23 protein-coding genes are annotated in these 23,259 nt (G+C 61.8%); 7 read left to right on the top strand and 16 right to left on the bottom strand.

Going from position 1 to position 23,259, the window contains the following annotated elements:
• Window positions 1-123 precede the first annotated feature (123 nt).
• The 3 genes from BMY22_RS02485 to BMY22_RS02475 all read left to right on the top strand — a co-directional run bounded on the left by BMY22_RS02485 (window position 124) and on the right by BMY22_RS02475 (window position 3,358).
• Window positions 124-1,893: a copper resistance system multicopper oxidase gene (locus BMY22_RS02485; RefSeq protein WP_090619287.1), complete on the top strand. Its 1,770-nt coding sequence runs from the start codon at window positions 124-126 to the stop codon at window positions 1,891-1,893.
• On the top strand, window positions 1,890-2,903 hold the full coding sequence (locus BMY22_RS02480; RefSeq protein WP_425265955.1) for a copper resistance protein B: 1,014 nt from the start codon (window positions 1,890-1,892) through the stop codon (window positions 2,901-2,903). The genes BMY22_RS02485 and BMY22_RS02480 overlap by 4 nt, the downstream gene beginning before the upstream one ends.
• Before the next feature lie 140 nt (window positions 2,904-3,043).
• On the top strand, window positions 3,044-3,358 hold the full coding sequence (locus BMY22_RS02475) for a c-type cytochrome (protein ID WP_090619283.1): 315 nt from the start codon (window positions 3,044-3,046) through the stop codon (window positions 3,356-3,358).
• A 62-nt stretch (window positions 3,359-3,420) separates the two neighbouring features.
• Here the strand turns inward: BMY22_RS02475 and BMY22_RS02470 are convergent, their stop codons facing one another.
• Both BMY22_RS02470 and wrbA read right to left on the bottom strand, forming a co-directional pair.
• A complete protein-coding gene (locus BMY22_RS02470) occupies window positions 3,421-5,010 on the bottom strand; it encodes a sensor domain-containing diguanylate cyclase (RefSeq protein ID WP_090619282.1) in 1,590 nt (529 codons plus the stop codon).
• Window positions 5,011-5,291: 281 nt separating this feature from the next.
• Complete coding sequence (gene wrbA, locus BMY22_RS02465; RefSeq protein WP_090619280.1) at window positions 5,292-5,888, bottom strand: NAD(P)H:quinone oxidoreductase; 597 nt, start codon at window positions 5,886-5,888, stop codon at window positions 5,292-5,294.
• Between the two features lie 132 nt (window positions 5,889-6,020).
• Here wrbA and BMY22_RS02460 point away from each other — a divergent pair, with 132 nt between their 5' ends.
• Window positions 6,021-7,250: a nucleoside recognition domain-containing protein gene (locus BMY22_RS02460; RefSeq protein ID WP_090619279.1), complete on the top strand. Its 1,230-nt coding sequence runs from the start codon at window positions 6,021-6,023 to the stop codon at window positions 7,248-7,250.
• Between the two features lie 218 nt (window positions 7,251-7,468).
• Here the strand turns inward: BMY22_RS02460 and BMY22_RS02455 are convergent, their stop codons facing one another.
• Entirely contained in the window at window positions 7,469-7,681 is a 213-nt protein-coding gene (locus BMY22_RS02455; protein WP_090619277.1) for a hypothetical protein, read from the bottom strand.
• A gap of 488 nt (window positions 7,682-8,169) precedes the next feature.
• On the bottom strand, window positions 8,170-9,024 hold the full coding sequence (locus BMY22_RS02450; protein ID WP_090619276.1) for a hypothetical protein: 855 nt from the start codon (window positions 9,022-9,024) through the stop codon (window positions 8,170-8,172).
• A gap of 72 nt (window positions 9,025-9,096) precedes the next feature.
• Here BMY22_RS02450 and tnpA point away from each other — a divergent pair, with 72 nt between their 5' ends.
• Window positions 9,097-9,528 (top strand): IS200/IS605 family transposase, encoded by a 432-nt coding sequence (gene tnpA, locus BMY22_RS02445; protein WP_040107288.1) that lies wholly within the window; start codon window positions 9,097-9,099, stop codon window positions 9,526-9,528.
• A gap of 175 nt (window positions 9,529-9,703) precedes the next feature.
• Here the strand turns inward: tnpA and BMY22_RS23630 are convergent, their stop codons facing one another.
• The 9 genes from BMY22_RS23630 to BMY22_RS02430 all read right to left on the bottom strand — a co-directional run bounded on the left by BMY22_RS23630 (window position 9,704) and on the right by BMY22_RS02430 (window position 17,500).
• Window positions 9,704-10,075: a DUF6547 family protein gene (locus BMY22_RS23630; protein ID WP_143068450.1), complete on the bottom strand. Its 372-nt coding sequence runs from the start codon at window positions 10,073-10,075 to the stop codon at window positions 9,704-9,706.
• A gap of 88 nt (window positions 10,076-10,163) precedes the next feature.
• On the bottom strand, window positions 10,164-11,072 hold the full coding sequence (locus BMY22_RS23625) for a hypothetical protein (protein WP_143068449.1): 909 nt from the start codon (window positions 11,070-11,072) through the stop codon (window positions 10,164-10,166).
• A 373-nt stretch (window positions 11,073-11,445) separates the two neighbouring features.
• The gene (locus tag BMY22_RS23620; protein WP_143068448.1) at window positions 11,446-11,736 is read right to left on the bottom strand and encodes a hypothetical protein; all 291 of its coding nucleotides are present in this window, start codon (window positions 11,734-11,736) and stop codon (window positions 11,446-11,448) included.
• A 27-nt stretch (window positions 11,737-11,763) separates the two neighbouring features.
• Window positions 11,764-12,396 (bottom strand): hypothetical protein, encoded by a 633-nt coding sequence (locus tag BMY22_RS23615; RefSeq protein WP_143068447.1) that lies wholly within the window; start codon window positions 12,394-12,396, stop codon window positions 11,764-11,766.
• A complete protein-coding gene (locus BMY22_RS23610) occupies window positions 12,344-12,712 on the bottom strand; it encodes a hypothetical protein (RefSeq protein ID WP_143068446.1) in 369 nt (122 codons plus the stop codon). Before BMY22_RS23610 ends, BMY22_RS23615 begins: the two co-directional genes overlap by 53 nt.
• Window positions 12,713-12,853: 141 nt before the next feature.
• Entirely contained in the window at window positions 12,854-13,249 is a 396-nt protein-coding gene (locus BMY22_RS23605; protein ID WP_143068445.1) for a hypothetical protein, read from the bottom strand.
• A 793-nt stretch (window positions 13,250-14,042) separates the two neighbouring features.
• The gene (locus BMY22_RS02440; protein WP_090619274.1) at window positions 14,043-15,212 is read right to left on the bottom strand and encodes a polysaccharide deacetylase family protein; all 1,170 of its coding nucleotides are present in this window, start codon (window positions 15,210-15,212) and stop codon (window positions 14,043-14,045) included.
• A gap of 14 nt (window positions 15,213-15,226) precedes the next feature.
• On the bottom strand, window positions 15,227-16,960 hold the full coding sequence (locus BMY22_RS02435) for an NADase-type glycan-binding domain-containing protein (RefSeq protein ID WP_090619273.1): 1,734 nt from the start codon (window positions 16,958-16,960) through the stop codon (window positions 15,227-15,229).
• A 135-nt stretch (window positions 16,961-17,095) separates the two neighbouring features.
• Window positions 17,096-17,500, bottom strand: a complete 405-nt coding sequence (locus BMY22_RS02430) for a bacteriohemerythrin (RefSeq protein ID WP_090619271.1) — start codon at window positions 17,498-17,500, stop codon at window positions 17,096-17,098.
• A 1,094-nt stretch (window positions 17,501-18,594) separates the two neighbouring features.
• On the opposite strand from BMY22_RS02430, the gene BMY22_RS02425 reads away from it, so the two are divergent.
• The gene (locus BMY22_RS02425) at window positions 18,595-19,941 is read left to right on the top strand and encodes an OprD family porin (RefSeq protein WP_090619270.1); all 1,347 of its coding nucleotides are present in this window, start codon (window positions 18,595-18,597) and stop codon (window positions 19,939-19,941) included.
• A 102-nt stretch (window positions 19,942-20,043) separates the two neighbouring features.
• Here the strand turns inward: BMY22_RS02425 and BMY22_RS02420 are convergent, their stop codons facing one another.
• Window positions 20,044-20,583: a DUF3299 domain-containing protein gene (locus BMY22_RS02420; protein WP_090619268.1), complete on the bottom strand. Its 540-nt coding sequence runs from the start codon at window positions 20,581-20,583 to the stop codon at window positions 20,044-20,046.
• Window positions 20,584-20,798: 215 nt separating this feature from the next.
• On the opposite strand from BMY22_RS02420, the gene pbpG reads away from it, so the two are divergent.
• Window positions 20,799-21,743 carry a D-alanyl-D-alanine endopeptidase gene (gene pbpG / locus BMY22_RS02415; protein ID WP_090619267.1) on the top strand — a complete coding sequence of 315 codons (945 nt, stop codon included), beginning with the start codon at window positions 20,799-20,801 and terminating at the stop codon, window positions 21,741-21,743.
• Here the strand turns inward: pbpG and BMY22_RS02410 are convergent.
• A complete protein-coding gene (locus BMY22_RS02410) occupies window positions 21,725-21,970 on the bottom strand; it encodes a GlsB/YeaQ/YmgE family stress response membrane protein (RefSeq protein WP_090619265.1) in 246 nt (81 codons plus the stop codon). The two genes, pbpG and BMY22_RS02410, sit on opposite strands and share 19 nt — an antisense overlap.
• Before the next feature lie 206 nt (window positions 21,971-22,176).
• The gene (locus tag BMY22_RS02405; RefSeq protein ID WP_090619264.1) at window positions 22,177-23,259 is read right to left on the bottom strand and encodes a 5-(carboxyamino)imidazole ribonucleotide synthase; all 1,083 of its coding nucleotides are present in this window, start codon (window positions 23,257-23,259) and stop codon (window positions 22,177-22,179) included.

Genomic DNA, 23,259 nt, shown 5'->3' with positions numbered 1-23,259 from the left:
GGGCGTCCGCCGGTCTTGTCCCACCTTACCGAATTGTAATCACCCCCCTTCGCCGGATATGGCAGTTTTCCGGAACGCCGCCTTGCGCGGCCCTGTTTTTCCGATCGACTGGACATCAACGGCATGCATTGCAAAACCTCGCGGCGGACCTTCGTCAAGGGGCTCGCCGCCGGCGGCCTCCTCGCCGGCTTCGGCCTCTGGCGGGCGCCGGTCTGGGCGCTGGGCGGCCCGGATCGGCCCGCGCTGCTTTCCGGCAGCGACTTCGACCTCGCCATCGGCGAAACCCCGGTGAACCTCACCGGCTCGCCGCGTATCGCCACCACCATCAACGGCTCCCTGCCCGGCCCCACCCTGCGCTGGCGCGAGGGCGACACCGTCACCCTGCGGGTGCGCAACCGCCTGGACGAGGACACCTCGATCCACTGGCACGGCATCCTCCTGCCGGCCAACATGGACGGCGTGCCGGGCCTGAGCTTCGACGGCATCGCCCCCGGCGGCCTCTACGAATACCGCTTCAAGGTGAAGCAGAGCGGCACCTACTGGTACCACGGCCACTCGGGCTTCCAGGAGCAGACCGGCGTGTACGGCGCGCTGATCGTCGATCCGCGCGAGCCCGAGCCCTTCCAGTACGAGCGCGACTACGTGGTGATGCTCAGCGACTGGACCGACGAGAACCCGGCGCGGGTCCTGAAGAAGCTCAAGAAGCAGTCGGGCTACTACAACTTCCACAAGCGTACCGTCGGCGACTTCATCGCCGACGTCGGCGAGCACGGCTGGGCGGCGACCGTCGCCGAGCGCAAGGCCTGGGCGGCGATGCGCATGACCCCCACCGACCTGGCCGACGTCAGCGGCTACACCTACACCTACCTGCTGAACGGCCAGGCCCCCGCCGGCAACTGGACCGGGTTGTTCCGCCCCGGCGAGCGGGTCCGCCTGCGCTTCATCAACGCCTCGGCGATGACCTACTTCGACGTGCGCATCCCCGGCCTGAAGATGACCGTGGTGGCCGCCGACGGGCAGTACGTCGAGCCGGTGAGCGTCGACGAATTCCGCATCGCCGTGGCCGAGACCTACGACGTGATCGTCGAGCCGCAGGACGCCGAGGCCTACACTCTGTTCGCCCAGTCCCTGGACCGCAGCGGCTACGCCCGCGGCACCCTGGCGCGGCGCGAGGGACTGAGCGCGCCGGTACCCGCGCCCGATCCGCGTCCGCGCCTGAGCATGGCCGACATGGGGCACGGCGGCATGGAGCACGGCGCGCACGGGAGCACGGCGCCCGCCGCTCACGAGGGCATGGCAGGTATGGACCATGGCGACATGGCGGACATGGACCACGGCGCCATGAACCACGGCGGCGCGGGCGGCGAGATGCAGGTCCACCCGGCTTCGGAAACCGGCAGTCCGCTGGTCGACATGCAGACCATGATGCCCACGGCCAAGCTGGACGATCCCGGCTTCGGCCTGCGCGACAACGGCCGCCGGGTGCTGACCTACGCCGACCTGCGCAGCGCCTTCGCCGACCCGGACGGCCGCGCGCCGGGCCGCACCCTCGAACTGCACCTGACCGGCCATATGGAGAAGTTCGCCTGGTCGTTCGACGGCATTCCCTTCGCCGACGCCGAGCCGCTGCGCCTGAAGTACGGCGAACGGCTGCGCATCGTCCTGGTCAACGACACCATGATGACCCACCCGATCCACCTCCACGGTATGTGGAGCGACCTGGAGGACGAGCAGGGCAATTTCCTGGTGCGCAAGCACACCCTCGACATGCCGCCCGGCTCGAAGCGCAGCTACCGCGTCACCGCCAACGCCCTGGGCCGCTGGGCCTATCACTGCCACCTGATGTTCCACATGGAGACGGGCATGTTCCGCGAAGTGCGGGTGGAGGAGTGATGGCCGCCCTGCGCAAATTCCCGACGCCCACCTCCCGCGCCGCGGCCCTTGCCGCCGCGCTGGTCGCCGCGCCTCTGTCCGCGCTGGGCGCCGACGAGCACGCCGGCCACGCGCGGCACCCGGCGGCGCCGGCCGAGCCCATGGCACATGGTGCGATGGACCATGGCGAGATGGGGCACGGCGACGAAGCGTCGGACGATATGGAGATGCAACACGGCCAGGGGGGGCATGGCGGGATGCGGATGGATCACGGCACGCATGGCGGCACGGGCCACGCCCAGCGCTCGTCGGCCGTCTCCCGGCCGCCGAACGTCCCGGCCCTTACCGACGCCGACCGCGCCGCGGCTTTCCCGGTGCTATCCGCCCATTCGCCCCACGGCCGGTCCCTCAACAGCTTCCTGCTCTTCGACAAGCTCGAATACCAGGATGCCGACGACGGCAGCGCCCTGGTCTGGGACGCTAAAGGCTGGATCGGCGGCAATGTCGACCGGCTCTGGGTGCGTTCGGAGGGCGAGCGTACCAACGGGCGCACCGAGCGGGCCGAGTTCCAGGCGCTCTGGGGGCACGCCATCGGTCCCTGGTGGGATCTGGTCGGCGGCCTGCGCCAGGACTTCAAGCCCGGCTCGCCGCAGACCTGGGGCGGCTTCGGTATCCAGGGCATGCCCTTCTACGGCCTCGAGACGGAAGTCACCGCCTACCTCGGCGAGGGCGGTCAGAGTTCCCTGCGCTTGGAGGGCGACTACAGCCTCCTGCTCACCAACCGGCTGATCCTCCAGCCGACGACCGAGATCAATCTCTACGGCCGCAACGACCGCGAACGCGGCGTCGGCTCCGGCCTGGGCGACGTCGAGGCGGGGCTCAGGCTGCGCTACGAGTTCACCCGCCAGTTCGCCCCCTACCTCGGCGTCACCTGGAACCGCTTGTACGGCGAAAGCGGCGACCTGGCCCGCGCCAAAGGCGAGGACGACGAGGAGACCCGTTTCGTCGCCGGCATCCGACTGTGGTTCTGAGACGTGCGGCGAAGAAGGCGGCGGGGAGGATTGATTTGTTCCGCCGGGAGACTCTAACGTGATGTGACCAGTGCGGAGTTGCACTGGAATAACGGAGGGCGGGCATCCGATTCCGTCCTCGTCAGCGTTGAGGAAGCCATATGAAGAAGATCCTGGTTCCGTTGTTCGCCCTCGGCGGTGCGCTGGTCCTGCAGCCGGTGCTGGCCGCGGACGGCGGCGAACTGTACAAGACCAAGGGCTGCTCGGTCTGCCACGCTATCGACACCAAGCTGGTCGGCCCTTCCTACAAGGACGTCGCCGCCAAGTACGCCGGCCAGGCCGATGCGGCCGCCCTGCTCGCCGCCAAGATCAAGAGCGGCGGCTCGGGCACCTGGGGGCAGATCCCGATGCCGCCGAACGCGGTCACCGACGAGGAGGCCAAGGCTCTCGCCGCGTGGGTCCTGACCCAGAAGTAAGCGCTCCGGGGCGCCGGCCTGCCCGGCGTCCTTTCCTCCGCCCTCCCCCTCTCCCGTCGCCGTCAGCTCACCGGCGCGTCCTCGCTCCCGACTTCCAGCTGCCCGGCCAGGGCGATCCGGTTGCGGCCGCTACGCTTGGCCCGGTACAGCGCCTCGTCGGCGAGCTTGAGAACCGCGCTCGGTGAAGCGGCGCAGCTCGGCCAGTGGGCGACCCCGGCCGACAGGGTGACGCAGCCGCCGGTGGGACTTTTCGTCTGGCCGCTCAGGGCCCGCAGGCGCTCGGCGACCTGCGCCGCCGCCTCCAGGCCGGCCTCCGGCAGCAGCAGGATGAACTCCTCGCCGCCGCCCCGGCAGACCAGGTCGCCGCTGCGGGACACGCTGCGCATCAGCCGGCTGACGTGCTGCAGCACCCGGTCGCCAACGTCATGGCCGTAGGTGTCGTTGACCTGCTTGAAGTGGTCGATGTCCACGGCGATCGCCGCGAAGGGCCGGTTCTGCTCCTGCCAGCGCTCCAGGGCGAGCTGCAGGCCCCGGCGGTTGGCCAGGCCGGTCAGCGGGTCGGTGACGTTTTCCTGGTTGAGCTGGCCGAGCTTGCGGTGCAGCAGGGACAGGCCGCCGAGCATGGCGAGCCTGAGCTGCTCGGCCTCGAAATACCAGGAGCGTACCTGACGGATCTCTGTCCGGGCGGCCGCGTGCTCCCAGTGCCGGGCGGTGACGGCCAGCTGGCGCAGCGGCCGGGCGATCAGCTGCGACAGCCACCAGATGGCCGCCAGCACCGGGATGAAGAATGGCAGCGCATTGAGCAGGATATCCAGCATCAGCCCGTCCAGCGCCTTCAGCGTGGCCGCGGTGGGCCGCTGGGCGACCACGCCCCAGCCGCTGCTGGGCACCGGGGCATAGCCGGCGAGCATGTCGATGCCGCTCGCGTCGCGCAGCCGCCGGCTGCCCTCCTCGCCCCGCAGCACGGCCTCGACCGCCGCGTTGCCGGCGGCGACCCCGCCGGTTCGCGACGGGTCCTGGTGATGGAGCAGATGCCGGTTGCCGTCCACCACATACAGCTGCGAACCGTCCTGGTAATAGTGGTTGCCGAGCAGCGCCTGCAGGCTGCCGTCGCTTTCCCCCAAGTGGATGGCGCCGCCGACATAGCCCAGGTAGCGGCCGTCCGGAGCGAAGATCGGCTGCGACAGGAAGACCAGCAGATGCCCGCGCAGGCCGACATAGGGCGTGCTGATCAGGGGCGCTCGCGCGGCCAGCGCCCGCTGGGCGCCCTCGGTCCGCAGCACGCTGTCGACCAGCCCTGGGCGCCAGGGCGCGACAGCCTTTACCCGGCCCTTGGCGCAGACGATGAAGACCCCGTTGAAGGTGCCGGTCTGCTCCTTCAGGCGCGTGACCTCGGCGTCGAGCCGCTCCACCTGGCCGAGCATCTCCGGCAGCAGGGCGGCGCTGTAGGCGAGCTGCCGCTGCGCCGCCTTGAGGAAGTTGTCGGTACTGTGCGCCAGCTTGGCGGCATAGGCGCGGTTGGCCTCCAGCGTCTGGCCCATCAGCTGGCTGCGCAGGGTCTGGTAGCTGGCATGGAAACTGATGGCGAAGGTCAGCAGAGTGGCGGCGATCGTCAGCAGCAGGATCAATCGGCGCAGATCGACTCGGTGCATAAGGCCCCTGGCGGAAAAATGGCCACCGGCAAGCCCCGTTCCCGGACCCCGGTGGAATGCTGGCGCCGATCCTTGGCCCTGGAGCGCTCGTCCGAGCGCGACGGCCCCTCTCGAGGCACGTCACCGCATCGTTCGCCACGCGCAGAAACGGCGCCACCATCCCGGGGAAGTACGACCGAAAACTGCACAGAGTGTGATATCAGAATGTCATCGCCGAAAGGCCTTTACGACCATGATCCATCCGTCGGCCGACGACCGGCCAGGCCGCCAAAGGGCCGCCGCTACTGCAGGCGCACCGCCAGGCGGGCCACATGGGCGCCCTGGAAGCGGGCCAGGATCAGCTCTTTCTCGCTCGGCCGGCGCGAGCCGTCCGCGCCGGCGATGGTCGCCGCGCCGTAGGGCGAGCCGCCGCGCACCTCGCCGACGTCGCTGAGTTCCGGCAGCGCATAGGGCAGGCCGACGATCAGCATGCCGTGGTGCGCCAGGGTATGCCAGAAGGACGTGATGGTGGTTTCCGAACCGCCGCCGGTGCCGGTGCTGGTGAACACGCTGGCGAACTTGCCGATCAGCGCGCCGCCGACCCACAGCCCGCCGGTCTGGTCGAGGAAGCTGCGCATCTGCCCGGCCATGTTGCCGAAGCGCGTCGGCGTGCCGAACAGGATGGCGTCGTAGTCGGCCAGCTCCTTCGGCTCGGCCACCGGCGCGCTCTGGTCGAGCTTGGCGCCGGCCTTGCGCGCCAGCTCTTCGGGCATGGTCTCGGGCACCCGCTTGAGGGTCACCTCCACCCCCGGCACGCTGCGCGCGCCCTCGGCCACCGCTTCGGCCATGCGCTCGATATGGCCGTACATGGAATAGTAGAGGACGAGGATCTTCTTCATGATGGCGCCTCCTGGCTGGATCAGACAGGTATAGCAGTACACCGGCGCCGTTGCGGAAAGGTGACCGGGCTGCGGCGCGCCCGGCAGCGCCGGACTCGCTATCATGGGCGCCACGTTTTCCGGGAGATCGACATGCTCAACGGCCTCTGGCTGGGTTTTTTCCTGATCGCCGCGCTGACCGCCTTCGGCCGCTGGCTGCTGGGCGGCGAACCGGCGGTGTTCGCGGCGATGGTCGAGAGCCTGTTCGGCATGGCCCGGCTGGCGGTGGAGGTGATGGTCCTGCTGTTCGGCACCCTCACCCTCTGGCTGGGTTTTCTGCGCATCGCCGAAAAGGCCGGGCTGGTGGAGCTGCTGGCGCGCCTGCTCGGCCCGCTGTTCCGCCGGCTGATGCCCGAGGTGCCGCCCGGCCATCCGGCGCTCGGGCTGATCACCCTCAACTTCGCCGCCAACGGCCTGGGCCTGGACAACGCCGCCACGCCGATCGGCCTCAAGGCGATGCGCGCCCTGCAGGAGCTCAACCCCAGCGCGACCACCGCGAGCAACGCGCAGATTCTCTTCCTGGTGCTCAACGCCTCCTCGCTGACCCTGCTGCCGGTGTCGATCTTCATGTATCGCGCCCAGCAGGGCGCCGACGATCCGACCCTGGTGTTCCTGCCGATCCTCCTGGCGACCAGCGCCTCGACCCTCGCCGGGCTGCTCGGCGTCGCCGTCATGCAGCGCCTGCGGCTCTGGGACCCGGTGGTGCTCGCCTACCTGCTGCCCGGCGCGCTGCTGCTCGGCGCCTTCATGGCGCTGCTCGCCGGGCTCTCGGCGACGGCGCTGGCGGCGCTGTCCTCGTTGCTCGGCAACCTGGTGCTGTTCAGCCTGATCCTGCTGTTCCTGGTGATGGGGGCGCTGCGCCGGGTGGCGGTCTACGAACACTTCGTCGAAGGCGCCAAGGAGGGCTTCGAGGTGGCGAAGAACCTCCTGCCCTACCTGGTCGCCATGCTCTGCGCGGTGGGCGTGCTGCGCGCCTCCGGGGCGCTCGACTACGTGCTGGAGGGCCTGCGCTGGCTGGCCGGGGTGGCCGGCTGGGACGTGCGCTTCGTCGACGCCCTGCCCACCGCGCTGGTCAAGCCGTTCTCCGGCAGCGCGGCGCGCGCCCTGCTGATCGAGACCATGCAGAGCCACGGGGTGGACAGCTTCCCCGCGCTGGTCGCCGCCACCGTGCAGGGCAGCACCGAAACCACCTTCTACGTGCTCGCCGTGTACTTCGGCGCGGTCGGCATCCAGCGCGCCCGCCACGCGGTGGGCTGCGCCCTGCTAGCGGACCTCTGCGGCGTGCTGGCGTCGATCGGGGTGTGCTACTGGTTCTTCGGCTGAGGCGGGCGCTTGGCGGGGCGCTGCCGGGCAGCCCGGCGTCGCCCCTTTTTACGGTGTGGTGTCACGAACGACGCCTCGGCGGCGACTGGCAGAGCGGGCAGCCCGCCTGGTGGCGGGCCGAGTTATCGGGAACAGGTTTTTCCGTGGTTGCGGTGAACAGCGGCACTGTCGGAACGAGCGAGTTCTGCAGCGGAACAGGGCCGATAACAATGCTGATCCTATGGAAAGAGGCTCGAAAATAAATCTGTCCCCTTTTTTCCCGATGACTCAGTAAATCTCAACGTGTGGTCGCAGCCCATGGCTTCGACTTTTGCATCTACGGCCTTGAACATAGACTCCAGCAACGAGTCGGAGATTGGAAATGCATCCTGCGCAAGCTTTCGCTGTTGCAGTTTCCAAGTCTTCTTACGATCTCGATTAGTCGCGTCCATCAGCTTTTTCTCCTTGTTGCCCAACGATTAAGCTAAGGGGCGGCGGAACGCCGTCCCAGCGAACGAAGTGAGCGATTTGAGCGCATTGTTAGGTTTCATTGCACGCCCCGCTTTGAACCAATGTGTTTTGCCCCGATATCTATTAAGAAAAACGCAGAGATCGGTAGCGATAGCCAAAATAGGATCGGGCTCCAGAACATACCGAAGCCTAGCCATGGTAGTAGATCAACGCCACCAACTGAGCATGGGGCGAGATTTTTAATGTTTCCTTGGCAGTTGAAGTAGTGATAGGAAAAAACTCCCAGCTTCCAGAAGGTGAAAAGCAGAGCTGGGGGAATCACTGCCAATGTGTATTTAGTCATCCATGTCATTTTGGAACCTAACGCCGTGGTCAGTGGGCCAGTGTAGTGGAGCTTTTTTTATGGTAAAAAGAGCGAAGCGATACCATAAAAAATGCGGAGCGTAACTGGCTCCACTGCACCACCTTGTTAGCTGAATACATCATCACCAAACCTCTCATAATCATCTAAAAACGCCTGGAATTGTTTAGACTTTATTACCTTTTCAGGATTTTCTTGAATGTACTTATCGAAACTATCTAGATGTTTCTGGGGTATGCTTTGATGCAACTCGATAACTTCGTCAGCCTTTTCGAATATGTAACTTGCGAAGCCATCTGGCCATCTATATTCCCTAGGCGAAAGAACTCCTGAATTAATCGCAATCCGGCTGGACCTCATCGGTTTTACATTTTTAGCTTTGATCACACCAAGAAGCATAAATGACGGAAGTTTAGTAAAAATGTACTGATCCGTGCTATTTCCAACTATGTCCATGCTCATTATTCTTAGAAAATATCGATTGATACTTGGCGGCAGATCGTGGCTATCTGTTGATTCAATTTTTTCCAATGGAAACAAATGTTGCTCATATTGATTTAGGTTATCAGATTCACCAACCAAATATTTCCTAAGGTGCTCCTGAGCAGCATCAAGTAGCACCTTGCGCTCTTCATCATTCTCGTCATTTGGATTTTTACTTCTAATATAGGTCAGCGTTCTCCAGCTAAGTGAAGCACAAAACTTAGACATCCAATTACCGTAGTTCGCTACCGACTTTCCTTCATTCACGAATGGATAAAAAACCTTGTTTGCAAACTCACGCTCCCACCCAGAGAACAGTTGCTCACAATCACCACAAAGCCAATGCTCTTTAGCTATATCTTGTGCTCGTTTGTGGACTTCATTTTTCTCACGAATATATCCAGTAACAGAGGTCTTCTTTATCCATTTTCCTACAAATTTCGGAATGAAATGACTTTCTTTCAAATCGTCATTTTCCATAGAAAGGGTTGAAACCACCGGCTTTCAGCCGGTTAGCTTTAGCCTCCGGAGGCGGATACGGAGGGCTGAGGGGTGGAATACCGATACGGGAGTCACACGGTCTACCAGATCGAATATCACTTCGTGTGGGTGACGAAGTATCGCTACAAGGTGCTGAGTGGTGAGGTGGCGGAGCGAGTGCGGGAGTTGGTGCGGCAAACGTGTGAGGCGTTTGAGATCCGGATAGTGAAGGGCGTGGTGAGCAAGGACCACGTGCACATCTTGGTGAGTAGCCCGCCGGGTTTGGCGCCGAGCGAGATCATGAGGCGGATCAAGGGTCGAACGGCGAGCCGGTTGTTTGAGGAGTTTCCGCATCTGAAGAAACGCTATTGGGGGCAGCATTTCTGGGCGCGGGGGTATTTTTGTGCGACGGTGGGGCAGATGACGGAAGAGATGATCAAGCAGTATCTGGAGCACCATTTCGAGCCGAACCCGAACGACAACTTCAAGATGGAGCCGGACTGAAGCGACGCGTCGTTCAGCCGACGCGTATCCGGACTTTCAGTCCGTTACTCACTAACCCACCGACTTCAGTCGGTGGTTGTTTAGTACACAGCACTCTGATTGCAGCTAACGTATAGCTAAGGGGCGCGCCGAAGGCGCGTCCCAGCGACCGAAGGGAGCGAACTTGAGCGTAGGGTTAGCCAGCATTTTCTGGCCAATCATCGCCGGCCGAGCGAGCCGCCCAGTCATAGTAGATTTCGGTTCCATACGGTTCATTGAGTATTTCTTCTCCTCCCTGAACAAGCTTCAGATTTTGTAGATTCATTTTTTCGCTGAGCACTGCCAGTACATCATGGATGCCACCGTTCCGTGCGCTCTGCAAAAGCTCGGCGAGCTGATTGCGTTGTTCTTGTGTGAGGGGGGCTACGAGCGCGTTGAACTTGGAGTTTGTCGCCTGCTCAGGCCATAAATCGCCTTCTCTTACGCGACGCGCAAGAACACATTCATTCCGTTCAACAAGTGTGTCAATCAGGGCTTGGTATTTCGCGAGTGCGGAGGGTGTGGTCATGATGATGGCTAACGTTTGGTTAAGGGGCCGGCTTTAGCCGGTCCCAGTGAGCGAAGCGAGCGGTTTGAACCAGTTGTTAGGCATGTGGTTATTCAATAAGGTGGCTCTCCAGTTCTTTTTCCACAGCAATACTTCTGTTGTGATACTCCTTTAGCCAGATGAATTTACTCAGAACTCTTGCTATTTTTTCATGCTCTTTCGATTCGCTTTCGGCCCGTTCTAGATTGCCTCTTATCTCATCTAGCTTTCTTTTGAGAGCTTCGGAGTGACGTTGAATGAATTTTTTTGTTACCGATTTTTGCGCTATAAGCCCGATGGGGTTGATAAGCGCTGCGCGTGCGACGGCTGCGCTTTTTAAACTCGATGAGGATAGGGTATACCCGATATAGTCTAAAAATAAGTGCCCATCCTTAGGGTCACTTTGAATCAAGGATCTTCCGCCGTACATTAGCTCTGATAAATACTCAATTTTTTCGATGAGTTTATTGTTTTCACTAATGCTGGGGTGCAAGACAATCCTTGGGTTTTTCGCAATCTCGCTTTCTGCTAGATATGCCTCAATTACTCCCTCTCCTACGGCGAAATTGTCTTTAATATATGCGTACTTTGAGGAGATTCCGCCCCTTAGAAAAATACCCTTTTCTGAAAAGCAGTTGAAAATTACTGTCTGAAGCCTCATGCATATAATAAATAATGCATTTGCCGAGTGCATAAACCTAAGATCTTCGCTGATTGATTCGTCAATTTCTTTTGGTTTGTATGTAATTATGATTGAGTCGGAAACAAAGCAGCTGTCGATGTCATAGTATTTGTATAGATCGAACTCGTCGTTCTTATATCGTTCTTTGACTTCTGTGCGGTTGGAGAAGTCCAGTATTTTTCTGTTGGTTTCCATGAACTCGACGAAGTCTTTGGCGTCTTCATCAGAGCATATAGAGCCATTTGCATCTCTGTAGCCAAGCATGTCTACAAATAAAGTCCATTGAAATAACTTCAAGGTTACCTCGTCAATGTTTGTGCCTAACGTAACGGAGCTAAACACCGCTCGCGCGCTTTTTGCGAGTGTGTGTTTGAGCGACTAGTTAGCCGACAATACACTCCGTCCCGCGCAGCGGGCTGTAAATGGGGTAGGCGCTCAAGCGCAATGAAAATCGAAAAATTTGCCTCTCCCCAGCACGGGGCTCCGGCGTGTGCATTAACTTCGTTATGCTCCGCCGGAGCCCCGTGCTGGGTATAGCCGATTTTTCGGTTTTTTCGGCGATTGATTCCACATCATTTACGTTTCCCTACGCCCGATGGTGGATATTGTTGGTTAACGTGCAGCTTGCTGGCGGAGCGTCCCTCTCGAAGCGTTTGTTAGCTGTTTCAGGTCATAAAGCAAAAGCAAGAGCTGCTAACACGGCCTTGAATGCACTGGCAGCTTTATCAATCGCTTCTGCTGTCTTTGCTAGATCGTTAATTGCATTCTGTGCAGCTTGTTTGGCTTTGTCCAATGCATCTTTAGCTTCTTTGTATTTCGCAACCTGCTCCTCCCATTCTTTGCCTTGAGCCTGATGAAGTGCGTCAAACATATCTTGCAGCCTGTTGCTTAGTTTTCTGCTGGGATTTAGCTCCTTTAATTTTTTTAGCTCAGTGATATTTTCTGCAATTAACGAGGACAAAAGATTTTGTGGCCATGATATTCTCTCCTATTTACCGGTCAGCACTTTAATGTGGGTTTGCAGTTCTTCTACCTGTTTAGCGAATGCCTTGATGTCGTCGGCAGTGTAGGTGTCATCTTCGATAACTTTTAGAAGTTGATCGTTTGCTTTAGATAATTTAGATACTAAACCATTACCCTGGCTAGATAAGGCGCTAATTTCAGCCTTTGCCTGCTGCGCAAGAACATAGGAATTGTATGCAAACTCTCTTTCTTGGTAAGAAAGATCTTTTTGTTTGAGTACATCGCCCGAGAGTTCACTCACCGCGTCAGCGCTTGTGCAATATATATCTATAACACCAATTTTACTTGTTGCAGCCTTTCGCTTTGATTCTTCAATGCACAAAGAATCCTCGACTAAGGTAAGATCATTCCTTAATAATCCAGCTAGGTTTCCGACATCCTTAGAGTACGCCTCGACAATTGGCTTTATGTGTTTCTTCTTTTTGCTTTCTACAAACCATGTGCTGGCAATGCCTATCACGCCTAATACAGCGCTTTTCTTATTATCATCAATTTTGTATGCTGCATCCTGAGTTTGTTTGGCAGCTTCAAACTGCGTCATAAAATTAGTTGCCGCCTTGCCGCCTTGCCGCCTTGGCGATTGCCTCACCTTGGTCATTTGTTGCCAGCTTATTTAGAATATCACCATACGATTGGAGTGCCTTTAGTGTGGCTATTTGAGTGGCGATTCCAGATTCACTTAACCCACCATCTAGATCGAAATCTTTAGGTGGTGCTTCGTTTCGCATTATTAGCCTTCTTCTTTCCAATTCAATGACTTTGTCTCGCGTAGTTTTGAATTGATCTTGAGTTGTCTTTGCTACAGACTCAGTCGCGGTTGCAAATTGTGCTACCTGTTGTTTTTGAATTGGGGTCAAACCGCAACCAGTTAAGAATAAGGCGATAATTAAGGGATACGCACCTTTTTGAAACATTTTGTTTCTCCTTTCGTTGAAGAGCAATAAAACCTTAGATTGTGATGTTTGTATGTGCAGCTAACGATTAAGCTAACAGGCAGGCAAAAGCGTAGCTTTTGGCTGTCCAGCGAACGAAGTGAGCGATAGTTGAGCGCATTGTTAACCGTGTATGCAGCCTGTGTCGTCTTTTGTGAGATTCAAATGATAACGAACAAGCCTGACCGCTAGGATCAAAGCTGGTGTGAGTGTGAGCATGGGGATGATGGTAGGGATCCACGGCAAAATACTCAAAGTTCCTATTACTGTTCCTGTAATGGGGATGGATTTGTGAAGCTTCTTGTCGTAGGCCCATGCCACTCCCATGGCAATGAGAATTGCCCATGCAGCTAATCCTATTGTCCATGAGAATACTGCCAAAATACTGCCGATTCTTGATGAGTATGGCCAGCCAAAGCCAAAAGCAGCGGGAGCTACTGTAAATATTGCAGTCAAGCTGAATGAAAATAAAACTGTGAGGAACGTATTGAGGAGTTTCAGGATTGTGTGCTTCTTCATGGCGGCTAACGTTTAGGTTAAGGGGCGGCCGCGGTACGCGGGCGTCCCAGTGAGCGAAGCGAACGACTTGAACCGAATGTTAGGCATTGAAGCCAAAGCGGATGCACGAATAGCCAGCGATTCACGCCAAACAGCCAAACCCGCCACCGTACCAGGCACGCTACTGCCACATCCTTGCGGCGAACGGAAGCAGCCACCGGGTGATTTTGCCGCAGGCTCGAAGCCGGGCAGAACCCATGGGGCAGGAAGGAAGTGAGAACAGAAGATGATCTTTGGCTTCCTTGCCTGCACCAACTACAAAGCTAATTATGCCTAACGTAACGGAGCTAAACACCGCTCGCGCGCTTTTTGCGAGTGTGTGTTTGAGCGACTAGTTAGCCGACAATACACTCCGTCCCGCGCAGCGGGCTGTAAATGGGGTAGGCGCTCAAGCGCAATGAAAATCGAAAAATTTGCCTCTCCCCCAGCACGGGGCTCCGGCGTGTGCATTAACTTCGTTATGCTCCGCCGGAGCCCCGTGCTGGGTATAGCTGATTTTTTCGGTTTTTTCGGCGATTGATTCCACATCATTTACGTTTCCCTACGCCCGATGGTGGATATTGTTGGTTAACTACTATTCGACACCAAATGGTGTGAACAAACACACCATTTGGTGCATAACTACCCGAACGGGCGTGGAGGATAACATTCCTAGTCATTTTCACTATCCCTGTCTAGACCGAGGGTTTCGCGGCCATGGCGACCGTTTCGGGGCGTTATACACCATGGCCGATAGGCCCCCAACTTATCCCCATCAAGACTCCCCAGCCAACCCCTTCACCACTTCCCCGCACCCCACCATCGACAACCCGCTCTTCTCCATGAACGCCCCGATCCCCGGCAGGGCGGTGCGGGCCTTGGGGTGGATGTCGTGGAACAGCAGGATGCCGCGGCGCCAGAGCAACATCAGAGTGATCAGCCGGTCCTGCATGGCGGCGGGTGGCAGTTTGGCGTTCCAGTCCTGGGAGTCGATGTTCCACAGCACCACGCGGCCGTCGCGGGCTTTCAGGTAGGCGATCTGCTCCGCATTGCGCTGCCCGTAGGGCGGGCGGAACCAGGCGCCGCCGGCCGGGCCGGCGGGCTGGACGCGGGCGATCAGCCGGGCGGTCTTGTCCAGCGAGTCCTGCCAGCCGGCCAGTTTCTGGTGCGGCACGTGGCTGTAGCCGTGGGAGGCCAGGCACTGGCCTTGGTAGCGTTCGCCCAGCGCGGCGGCGGACTCCTTGCCCAGGCGCCGTTCGAGGTTTTCGCCGAGGACGAAGAAGAAGGCGCCGGAGCCGCGCTCGCGCAGCCAGTGCAGCAGCCGCTCGGTCTCGTCGTTGCCCGAGGGGCCGTCGTCGAAGCTCAGGGCGAACTGCCGGTCGGGCAGTTCGAAGCCGGTCAGCTCGCTGTCGTCCAGCCGGGCGATCTCGCTGGTGATGCGCGGAAACAGCGAGGCCAGGCGCACCTGTTCGTAGAGGTAGGTGGTGTGGAAGCCTTCGGCGGCCTGCCGCCAGGTCTGGATCGCCGTGTCCTCGGCGGCCCGGCCGGCCAGCAGCGCCAGCGCCGGCCAGTCCGCGGCCGGCGGGCAGGCCGCCGCGCCGTCGCAGCCGCGGCTCGCCGCCCGGTAGTTGGCCAGCAGGCGCCGGCGCGTCTCCTCCAGCCAGCGGGCGACGCCCTCGGCGTTGGGCGTCTTCACCCCGGTGAAGGCCTGGATGGCCGCCGCGTCGGCCAGCGGCGTGCGCTCGATGATCCGCACCAGGGCGAGAATCTCCTGGCGCGAGGCCCGGTCGAAGCGCTGCGGGCTGTCGAGGGGTTCCGGCCAGAGCGTGCGGTCGTAGCTGGCGAGTTTCTCCGGTCCCGCCGCCGGCACGCCGGCGGCCAGCAGCGAAAGCAGGGCGCCGGCCAGCCAGGCCTGGCCCGCGAGTGTTGCGCGCGAACGCTTCATGTCCTTCCCTCCGCTCAGCGGCCGAGTTTTTCGTTCATCCGGGCGATGGCCTTGTCGTACACCGGGTTGGCCTTGTAGTTCTGCGCCCACAGGAAGTTCTGCAGCGCCTGCTCGAACTTGTTCTGCGCCTCGAAGATCCGCGCGATGTTGTAGTGCGAGCTGGCCAGCACGGTGTCGCGGGTGGTGCCGCGCGCGAGGGCGATTGCCTGGCGGTTGGCCCAGACGGCGTCGGCGAACTGGTTCTGCCGCTGGTAGGCCAGGCCCAGGTTGCTGAAGGCCTGGGCGTAGGTGGGATCGTTCTTCAGCGCTTCCTTGTAGTAGAACACCGCGTCGTCGTATTTCTTCGCGTGGTAGAGCGTCTCGCCCTGCTTGTTCTGCTCCTGCGCGAGCTTCGCGGTGCGGCGGATGTCGTGGGCCTTGGCGATGGGCTCGACGAGCGCACTGCCATTGAACAGCTCGATCTCGGCCAGGCCGTTGTCGCCGCTTTCCGCCGCCTCCAGCACCACCTTGAAGCGCGACACCGGCAGCGGCGCCTCGAGGGCGAACGACTGCGCGCTCTGCCCCGGCTTGAGGTCGTAGAAGCGCTTGTCCTCGTCGTTGATCAGCACGCCGACGCGGCGGACCGTGCTGCCGGCCGGCAGGGTCAGGGCGAAGCGGTCGACGGTCTGCGGCGCGGCGAAGTTCAGCGCCACCCATTCGCCGACGCCGGCGCCGGACACGCCCTCGGCCCAGGCGGTGGCGGGGTTGCCGTCGATCGCGTTGTGCGGCGCGAACTGGCTGTTGATGCCGCTGAAGCCGTCGATCCGCGAGGAGGCGCTCACCCAGCTCGGCGCTTGGTACTGGGAGACGCCGCTGCCTTCGCTGGCGTCTTTCACGGCGACTTCCAGCGCCCGCCAGGTGTTGTCGTAGTCCGGACGGCTGGTGGTGAAGGTCAGGCGGTAGTTGCTGGCCGAGCCGCCGGCGATCTGTTCGACGATCCGCTTGAACTGCCCGGAATCCTTGTCGTAGAAGCTGCCCGCCAGGGCGTCGGCCATCCAGCGGTACTGGTCGAGGTTGGGGCCGACCACGTTGAGCACGGCGCCGAGTGTCTTCAGGTCGGCGAGCACCGCCTGAGTGGTCAGCGGGGTGACGGCGTCGGCGCTGTGGAAGGAGGCGTCGGTGATCAGCACGAACACCTTGCGCCGCGCCGGGTCGTGGCTCAGCGCGGTGACGCCGTAGCGCAGGGCCTCCAGGGCATTTTCCGGCTCGTCGCCGCCGCCGTCGGCGCGCAGGGCCGCCACCGCGGTCTTGAAGTCGCCGGCCGAGGCGGTGAAGTCCACCTTGTGGCGCAGCTCGTCGCCGAAGGAGATCAGCGCGAAGCGGTAGTCGAAGCCGGAGGTCTGGACGATGTTGGCGAATTCCAGGGTGCGCTGGATCAGCCCGTCGATCTCCTCGGCCATGCTGCCGGTGTCGTCGAAGACGAAGACGAAGTCCACGCCGCGCGCGTCCGCCGCCTCCGGGGTCAGGCTCTCGACGCCGAGGATCGCGGCTTCGCGCAGATCTTCGGTGACGCTGAACTGCTCCCGGGTCAGCCCCGGAATCGGCGCGCCGGTCTTGGCGTCGCGGACGTTCACGTCGACCGCGATGGTCGGGAAGCGGCTGGCGACCGGCTGGATGAGGACGTCCGCCGTGCCGGCGGCCTGGGCGACGCCGGCGGCGAGCAGGGCCAGGCCGAAGACGGATCGGTGGAAGGTGCGAAGCGTGGACATGACGGCTCCTTGTCGGGACGAAAGGCGAAGGGTCGGTGCTGGGAGGCCGCCCGGGAACAGGGGCGGCAGGCCGGAATTATCCGGCCTCGGCGCGGGAGAGGTTGCCGGGCAGCCGGCAGATTTGTGCGCCGCGTCTCAGCCGTGCTGGCGGAGATGGACCACCAGGGCGCTGTCCATGGTCTTGGCGTGCAGGGCGAACCAGGCCGGCAGGCTGTCGTTCAGCCAGGCGCGGGCCATCTGCGCGCGGCCGGCGGCGGCGCGCTGGCAGAAGCGGTCCATGTCGCCGAGGATGCGCTGGTGGTTGGCGCGGTGCTCGCCGAAGGCGGGATAGCCGGAGGCCTGCATCTTCGCCTCCTCGTCGGCGAAGTGGTGGCTGGTGTGCTCGAACAGCGCCTTGAATGCTTCCGCGAACTCCGGCCCCGTGGCATTCGCCGCGGCCAGGCAGAGTTCGAGGAATTCGCGGTGGGTGTGGTCGATCGCCTCGTCGCCCAGGGCGTAGCTGTCCTGGAAGCGCTCGAGCATCTCTTGGGGGGTTGGCATGCCTGATGGTCCTCCTGTGGCGGGGCGCCCGCAGGATACGGCAAGCCCGCCGCCGGCGCACGATGGCCTCCGTACCGTGCCTTTGCGGCAACCCGCCAAATACGAACTAACTATATAAATTATTGATTTTAAAAAGCTCTGAAAAAAGCCTTCTGACTTTGGTGAAATACGCCTGCCCGGGTTTCCCGATGAAACGGCCGGCTTTTGCCGATGCCGGGGATGTCGGCGAGCACAACGGGCGGGGATACGGGCGAAGGTCAAGCACCTTGATCGAGCGGCGGTTCGGCTGCACCAGGGGACATTCCCACGGCCGGGCGCAGAACGCCGCATCGCCGACGATACCGTTTGCGCTATCGAATCTGTGAATGACGTGTCGACACCTGTTCACGGACGCGGGAGACGTGCGCCTGCGAGGCGGAAGACACCCCGCGATTGACGTGTGAACCCGCATTCCGGCTCTGGGCGAGCGGGGCAAGAGCCGGAATGCGGGATTATTTCGGAACACTCTCGAAGCAACCGGAACAGGAAGGCCTTGCGCCGTCCGGCGCGTGCCGTGGCTTTGGACGCGCGTGTAGCGTTGTATACAAATAGACATAACCATGCGGTCTGTAGATTTATTTACGACAACCATTCAAGCATGAACTAACTTTATTAAGTTATTGATTTTTAGTATTTTTTTATAAAAATATGCGCTGTGGCATGGGTATTGCCATACGCAGTGCGGCATTCGAGCTGGGCGGTAGCTGAGAATATAAAAAATGCGTATGTCCGCTGATCCGGACCGGACGCAGTGGAAGGCTTCTTTTGATTTGCTGGCTGTATCGTATCGAGCGACATGATCTAGAAAATGCATTGAATGCGGCGACTTTTGACATATTTTGACGCAGTTTTTCTGCCGCTTCGCGATGCAGGTACATGGATCGCTGTGATTCAGGTCAAGAAACGATTTCTTTTCGCCTTGACAGTATCGGTTCCAATTTTCAAATCGACACATAACTGTCATTTTCGCCGCCCCCCGGCGAGCCTCCCCAGGCTCGGGTGGATCGGGCCCATGGAAAACTCACACTAATAATTCATCAGGAGCAATGGAACCCATGAACAAGTCCACTCTGACCTTGGCCGTGACGGCAGCCATGTTGGGTCAGACTCTGTCGCAGCAGGCGGGCGCTGCGGGCTTCTTCGAAGACAGCAAGGCTACGCTCAGTGCGCGTAACTTTTATTTCAACCAGGACATCCGCAACGAGGATCGTGGCGGCTCCGAGGAATGGGGCCAGGGCTTCCTCCTCGACTATCAGTCCGGCTTCACCGGTGGCCCCGTCGGTTTCGGCGTCGACCTGCTGAGCGGGTACGGCGTGCGTCTGGACGGTGGCGGCGATGCCGACAAGCCCGCCGCCGGGGTCGATCGCGTTCCGGGGCAACTCTTCCCGTTGAAAGGCAACGGGAAGGCTCAGGAGGATTTCGCCTGGCTGGGCGTGACCGGCAAGATGCGCATCTCCAAGACCGTGGCCCAGGTGGGTACCCTGAGGCCCCGCCTGCCGGTGGTGATCGCCAACGACGGTCGCTTGCTGCCGCAGACCTACCAGGGCGGGCAGATCACCTCCAACGAGCTGAAGGACTTCACCTTCACCGTCGGTAAGCTGGAGCACTCCAAGGAGCGTAACTCCAGCAACACCGACAGCCTGTCGATCGAGGGTTCGAACAACCCCGCGACCGGCCAGTTCAGCAACAAGTTCTACTACAGCGGCGTCGACTACCGGGTCAACAAGGACCTGACGCTGCAGTACTACTACGGCAACCTGCGCGACTTCTACACCCAGCACTTCTTCGGCCTGCTGCACAACTGGCAGCTGCCGGTGGGTTCGCTGAAGAGCGACCTGCGCTACTTCGAAAGCAACTCCGACGGCAAGAACGGCAGCGCTTCCGGACGCGCCGAGGGCTACCGCGCCAACGGCTACTGGAGCTCCGGTAGCTCCAATCGCTACGAGGTGAACAACCACCTGTGGAGTGCGATGTTCACCTACAGCCTGGCTGGCCACTCGCTGGGCGCTGGCTACCAGCAGATCACCGGCAACAGCGACTTCCCCCACCTCAACCAGGGCGGGGGCCGGGTGCTCTACCTGATCACCGACGCCCAGGTGCACAAGTTCCACAATTCCGGCGAGAGCACCTGGGTGGCCAAGTACGCCTACGACTTCGCCCAGATCGGCGTGCCGGGCCTGAAGGCCGGCCTGAACTACTTCAGCGGCGACAGCATCAGCGACGCCGGCAAAGACAACAAGGAGTGGGAACGCGACTTCCGCCTGGACTACGCGCTGCAGAAGGGCGCGCTCAAGGGGCTCAGCTTCACCTGGATGAGCGCCGCCTGGCGTGGCAACGACGTGGGCCAGCGAGACATCGACGAGAACCGTCTGAGCGTCAACTACAGCATTCCGCTGCTCTGACCGCTTCCCCAGCGAAATCGCAGGGAGGCGATTTCACCCGGCGGTCCGCCCGGCATCACGCCGGGCCCCGCGCGAGGACGGCCTGCCGTCCCGATCTCCCGCCTACATCTCTTCCTCTTCGACCAACTCGATCCCGCTCGCCTCGATGGCGTAGGCGGCGTCCGCCAGCGCGTTGCTGACCTTTTCCAGCCGGAGCCTGCCGTCCACCCATAGCGGGGCGGAGAGATCCTCCAGGCGAATGCCCTTCGGATAGCGGACCAGGACGATCTGGTTCGGCGGCGGCGGCGGCAGGTGGATGCAGGCGCCGGGATAGGGCACCAGGAAAAAGGTGGTGCTGCGCCCCTTGCCGTCGCTCTCCAGCGGCACCGGATAGCCGCCCAGGCGGATCTCCCGGCCGTTCAGTTCCGCGACCGTCTTGGTCGAGTACATCACTGCCGGCAGGTTTTTGCTCTTCTGTTTGAGACCGCCCTTGGCGGTGAAGTCGCCATCGGCCTCCGGAGTGTCGTGGCTGATGTCCGGCATCTCCTCCAAGGCCTGGCGGTCCTCGGCGGGCATCATGTCCAGCCAGTCCAGTTCCGGCGGTTCGGCGTGCGAGAAAGGGCTGGCGAAAAGCAGGGTGAAGAGGAACGGTAGTCGGCGCATGGGATCGAATCGGCGATGGATGGGGGGACAGCGAACGGCATGATGGCATCGAGCGGAGTGCCGATAAAGAGCGCTGCTGAGGGGCTGCCGACGAAACGCATGACATCCTTGCCCGGCGACATTGAAAAGCAGCGGCGTTTGGCTATACCGCATTAAAATGGCTTGTTGGTGTCAGTCCCCCCACGCAACTTTCGAACTTTCGGCGAGTCATGCGCATGAAAACCCGTTTCCCGATATTTGGTCTATTGCTGGCCTGCGCATGCGTTGCCGTCATGCCCAGCGCCCAGGCTACCGACAAGAGCCTCTCGGCCGGAACCCCGGTCGCTCTGGAGCTAGCCTCGGCCAGTGCCCTGGTGGTCGATCTGAACAGCGGTCAGGAGCTGTTCGCCAGCCACCCGGACGTGGTGGTGCCGATCGCCTCGATCAGCAAGCTGATGACCGCCGTGGTGACCCTGGATGCCGCCCAGTCGCTCGACGAGGTCATCCCGGTGCTCATCTACGACACCCGCGAGCTGCGTGGCGTCTACTCGCGGGTGCGGGTCAACAGCCGCATCAGCCGCAAGGAGATGCTGCGCCTGGCCCTGATGTCCTCGGAAAACCGCGCCGCGTCGAGCCTCGCGCACAACTACCCGGGCGGCCATGCGCGCTTCGTCGCGGCGATGAACGCCAAGGCTCGCGCGCTGGGGATGCGCAGCACCCGCTTCGTCGAGCCGACCGGCCTGTCGGAGCTGAACGTCTCCACCGCCCGCGACCTGGTGCGCCTGCTCAGGGCCGCGCGGCAGTACCCGCTGATCCGCGAGCTGAGCACCACGCCGACCCAGAGTGCGCGCTTCCAAGAGCCGAACTACGTGCAGAACTTCAACAACACCAACCCCCTGGTGCGCAACCCCGACTGGCGCATCGAGGTCACCAAGACCGGCTTCATCAACGAGGCGGGCCACTGCCTGGCGCTGCTCGCGATGGTGCAGAACCGTCCGGTGGCCATGGTCCTGCTGAACACTCTCGGCAAGCAGTCCCACGTCGGCGACGCCACTCGCGTGCGGCGCTGGCTGGAAACCGGCAAGAGCACCCCGATTCCCCCGGTCGCCAAGCGCCACAAGCAGCAGATGCTCCTGGAGTGGGGGCAGACCGAGGCCACCGCTCAGGACTTGCGCAGATAGCCGACGATGACCAGCAGGAGGATGGCGCCGATCACCGCGCCGACGAAGCCGGCCGGCTGTCCGGCGTGGTAGATGCCCAGCGCCTGGCCGCCGTAGGTGGCCACCACCGAGCCGCCGATGCCGAGCAGGATGGTCATGATCCAGCCCATCGGCTGATCGCCCGGCTTGAGGAAACGCGCGACCACGCCGATCAGCAGACCGATGAGGATGGTACCGAGGATGCCCATGGCAAGTGTTCCCGCAGGGTGAGCTTGCCTCCAGCCTAGTCGCCGCACGGCGCGGCGACAACGCAGGCTGGCTCAGGACCGTAGGGTGGGTTAGGCCGTAGGCCGTAACCCACCGACCGGCCGCAAGGCCGGCACTCGCGATGCCTGGCGGCATCGTTGGTGGGTTATGCCGCCAGGCGGCTAACCCACCCTACGAGCGCGGGGCCTCAGCCCTCGATCAGCGCCTCGACTTCGCGGATGCGCGCCTCGAGCGTTGCCCGGTCCTGGCAGCGCAGGGTGGCGTGGCCGACCTTGCGGCCGGCCTTGAAGGCCTTGCCGTAGTGGTGCAGGTGGCAGTCGGCGACGGCGACCACCTTGTCCACCGGCGGCACCGCGCCGATGAAGTTGAGCATCGCGCTCTCGCCGACCTTGGCGGTCGAGCCCAGCGGCAGGCCGGCCACCGCGCGCAGGTGGTTCTCGAACTGGCTGCACTCGGCGCCTTCGATGGTCCAGTGCCCGGAGTTGTGCACCCTGGGGGCGATCTCGTTGGCCTTGAGGCCGCCGTCCACCTCGAAGAACTCGAAGGCCAGCACGCCGACGTAGTCGAGCTTCTCCAGCACGCGGCCGACGTAGTCCTCGGCCAGCGCCTGCAGCGGGTGTTCGCTGCTGGCCACCGACAGGCGCAGGATGCCGGCCTCGTGGGTGTTGTGCACCAGCGGGTAGAAGCGCGTCTCGCCGTCGCGGCCGCGCACGGCGACCAGCGACACCTCGCCGGTGAAGGGCACGAAGCCTTCGAGGATGCACGGCACGCTGCCCAGTTCGGCGAAGGCGCCGGCGACGTCCTCGGGCTTGCGCAGGATCTTCTGGCCCTTGCCGTCGTAGCCCAGGGTGCGGGTCTTGAGCACCGCCGGCAGGCCGATCTCGGCCGCGGCGGCATCGAGGTCGGCCTGCGAGTGGATGTTGGCGAATTCCGGGGTGGGAATGCCCAGGCTCCTGAACAGGCTCTTCTCGAACCAGCGGTCGCGGGCGATGCGCAGCGACTCGGCGGAGGGATAGACGGGAACGAACTGGGAAAGGAAGGCCACGGTCTCGGCCGGCACGCTCTCGAACTCGAAGGTGACCAGATCGACCTCGTCGGCCAGCTGGCGCAGGTGGTCCTGGTCGCCGTAGTCGGCGCGGATGTGCTCGCCGAGGGCGGCGGCGCAGGCATCCGGCGCCGGGTCGAGGAAGGCGAAGTTCATGCCCAGCGGAGTGCCCGCCAGGGCCAGCATGCGGCCCAGCTGGCCGCCACCGATCACGCCGATCTTCAT

The sequence above is a fragment of the Azotobacter beijerinckii genome, assembly GCF_900110885.1.
In the GTDB taxonomy this organism is placed as follows: Bacteria; Pseudomonadota; Gammaproteobacteria; order Pseudomonadales; family Pseudomonadaceae; genus Azotobacter; species Azotobacter beijerinckii.
Note: the sequence above shows the minus strand (reverse complement) of the source record. Positions and strands in the feature narration are given on the sequence as shown.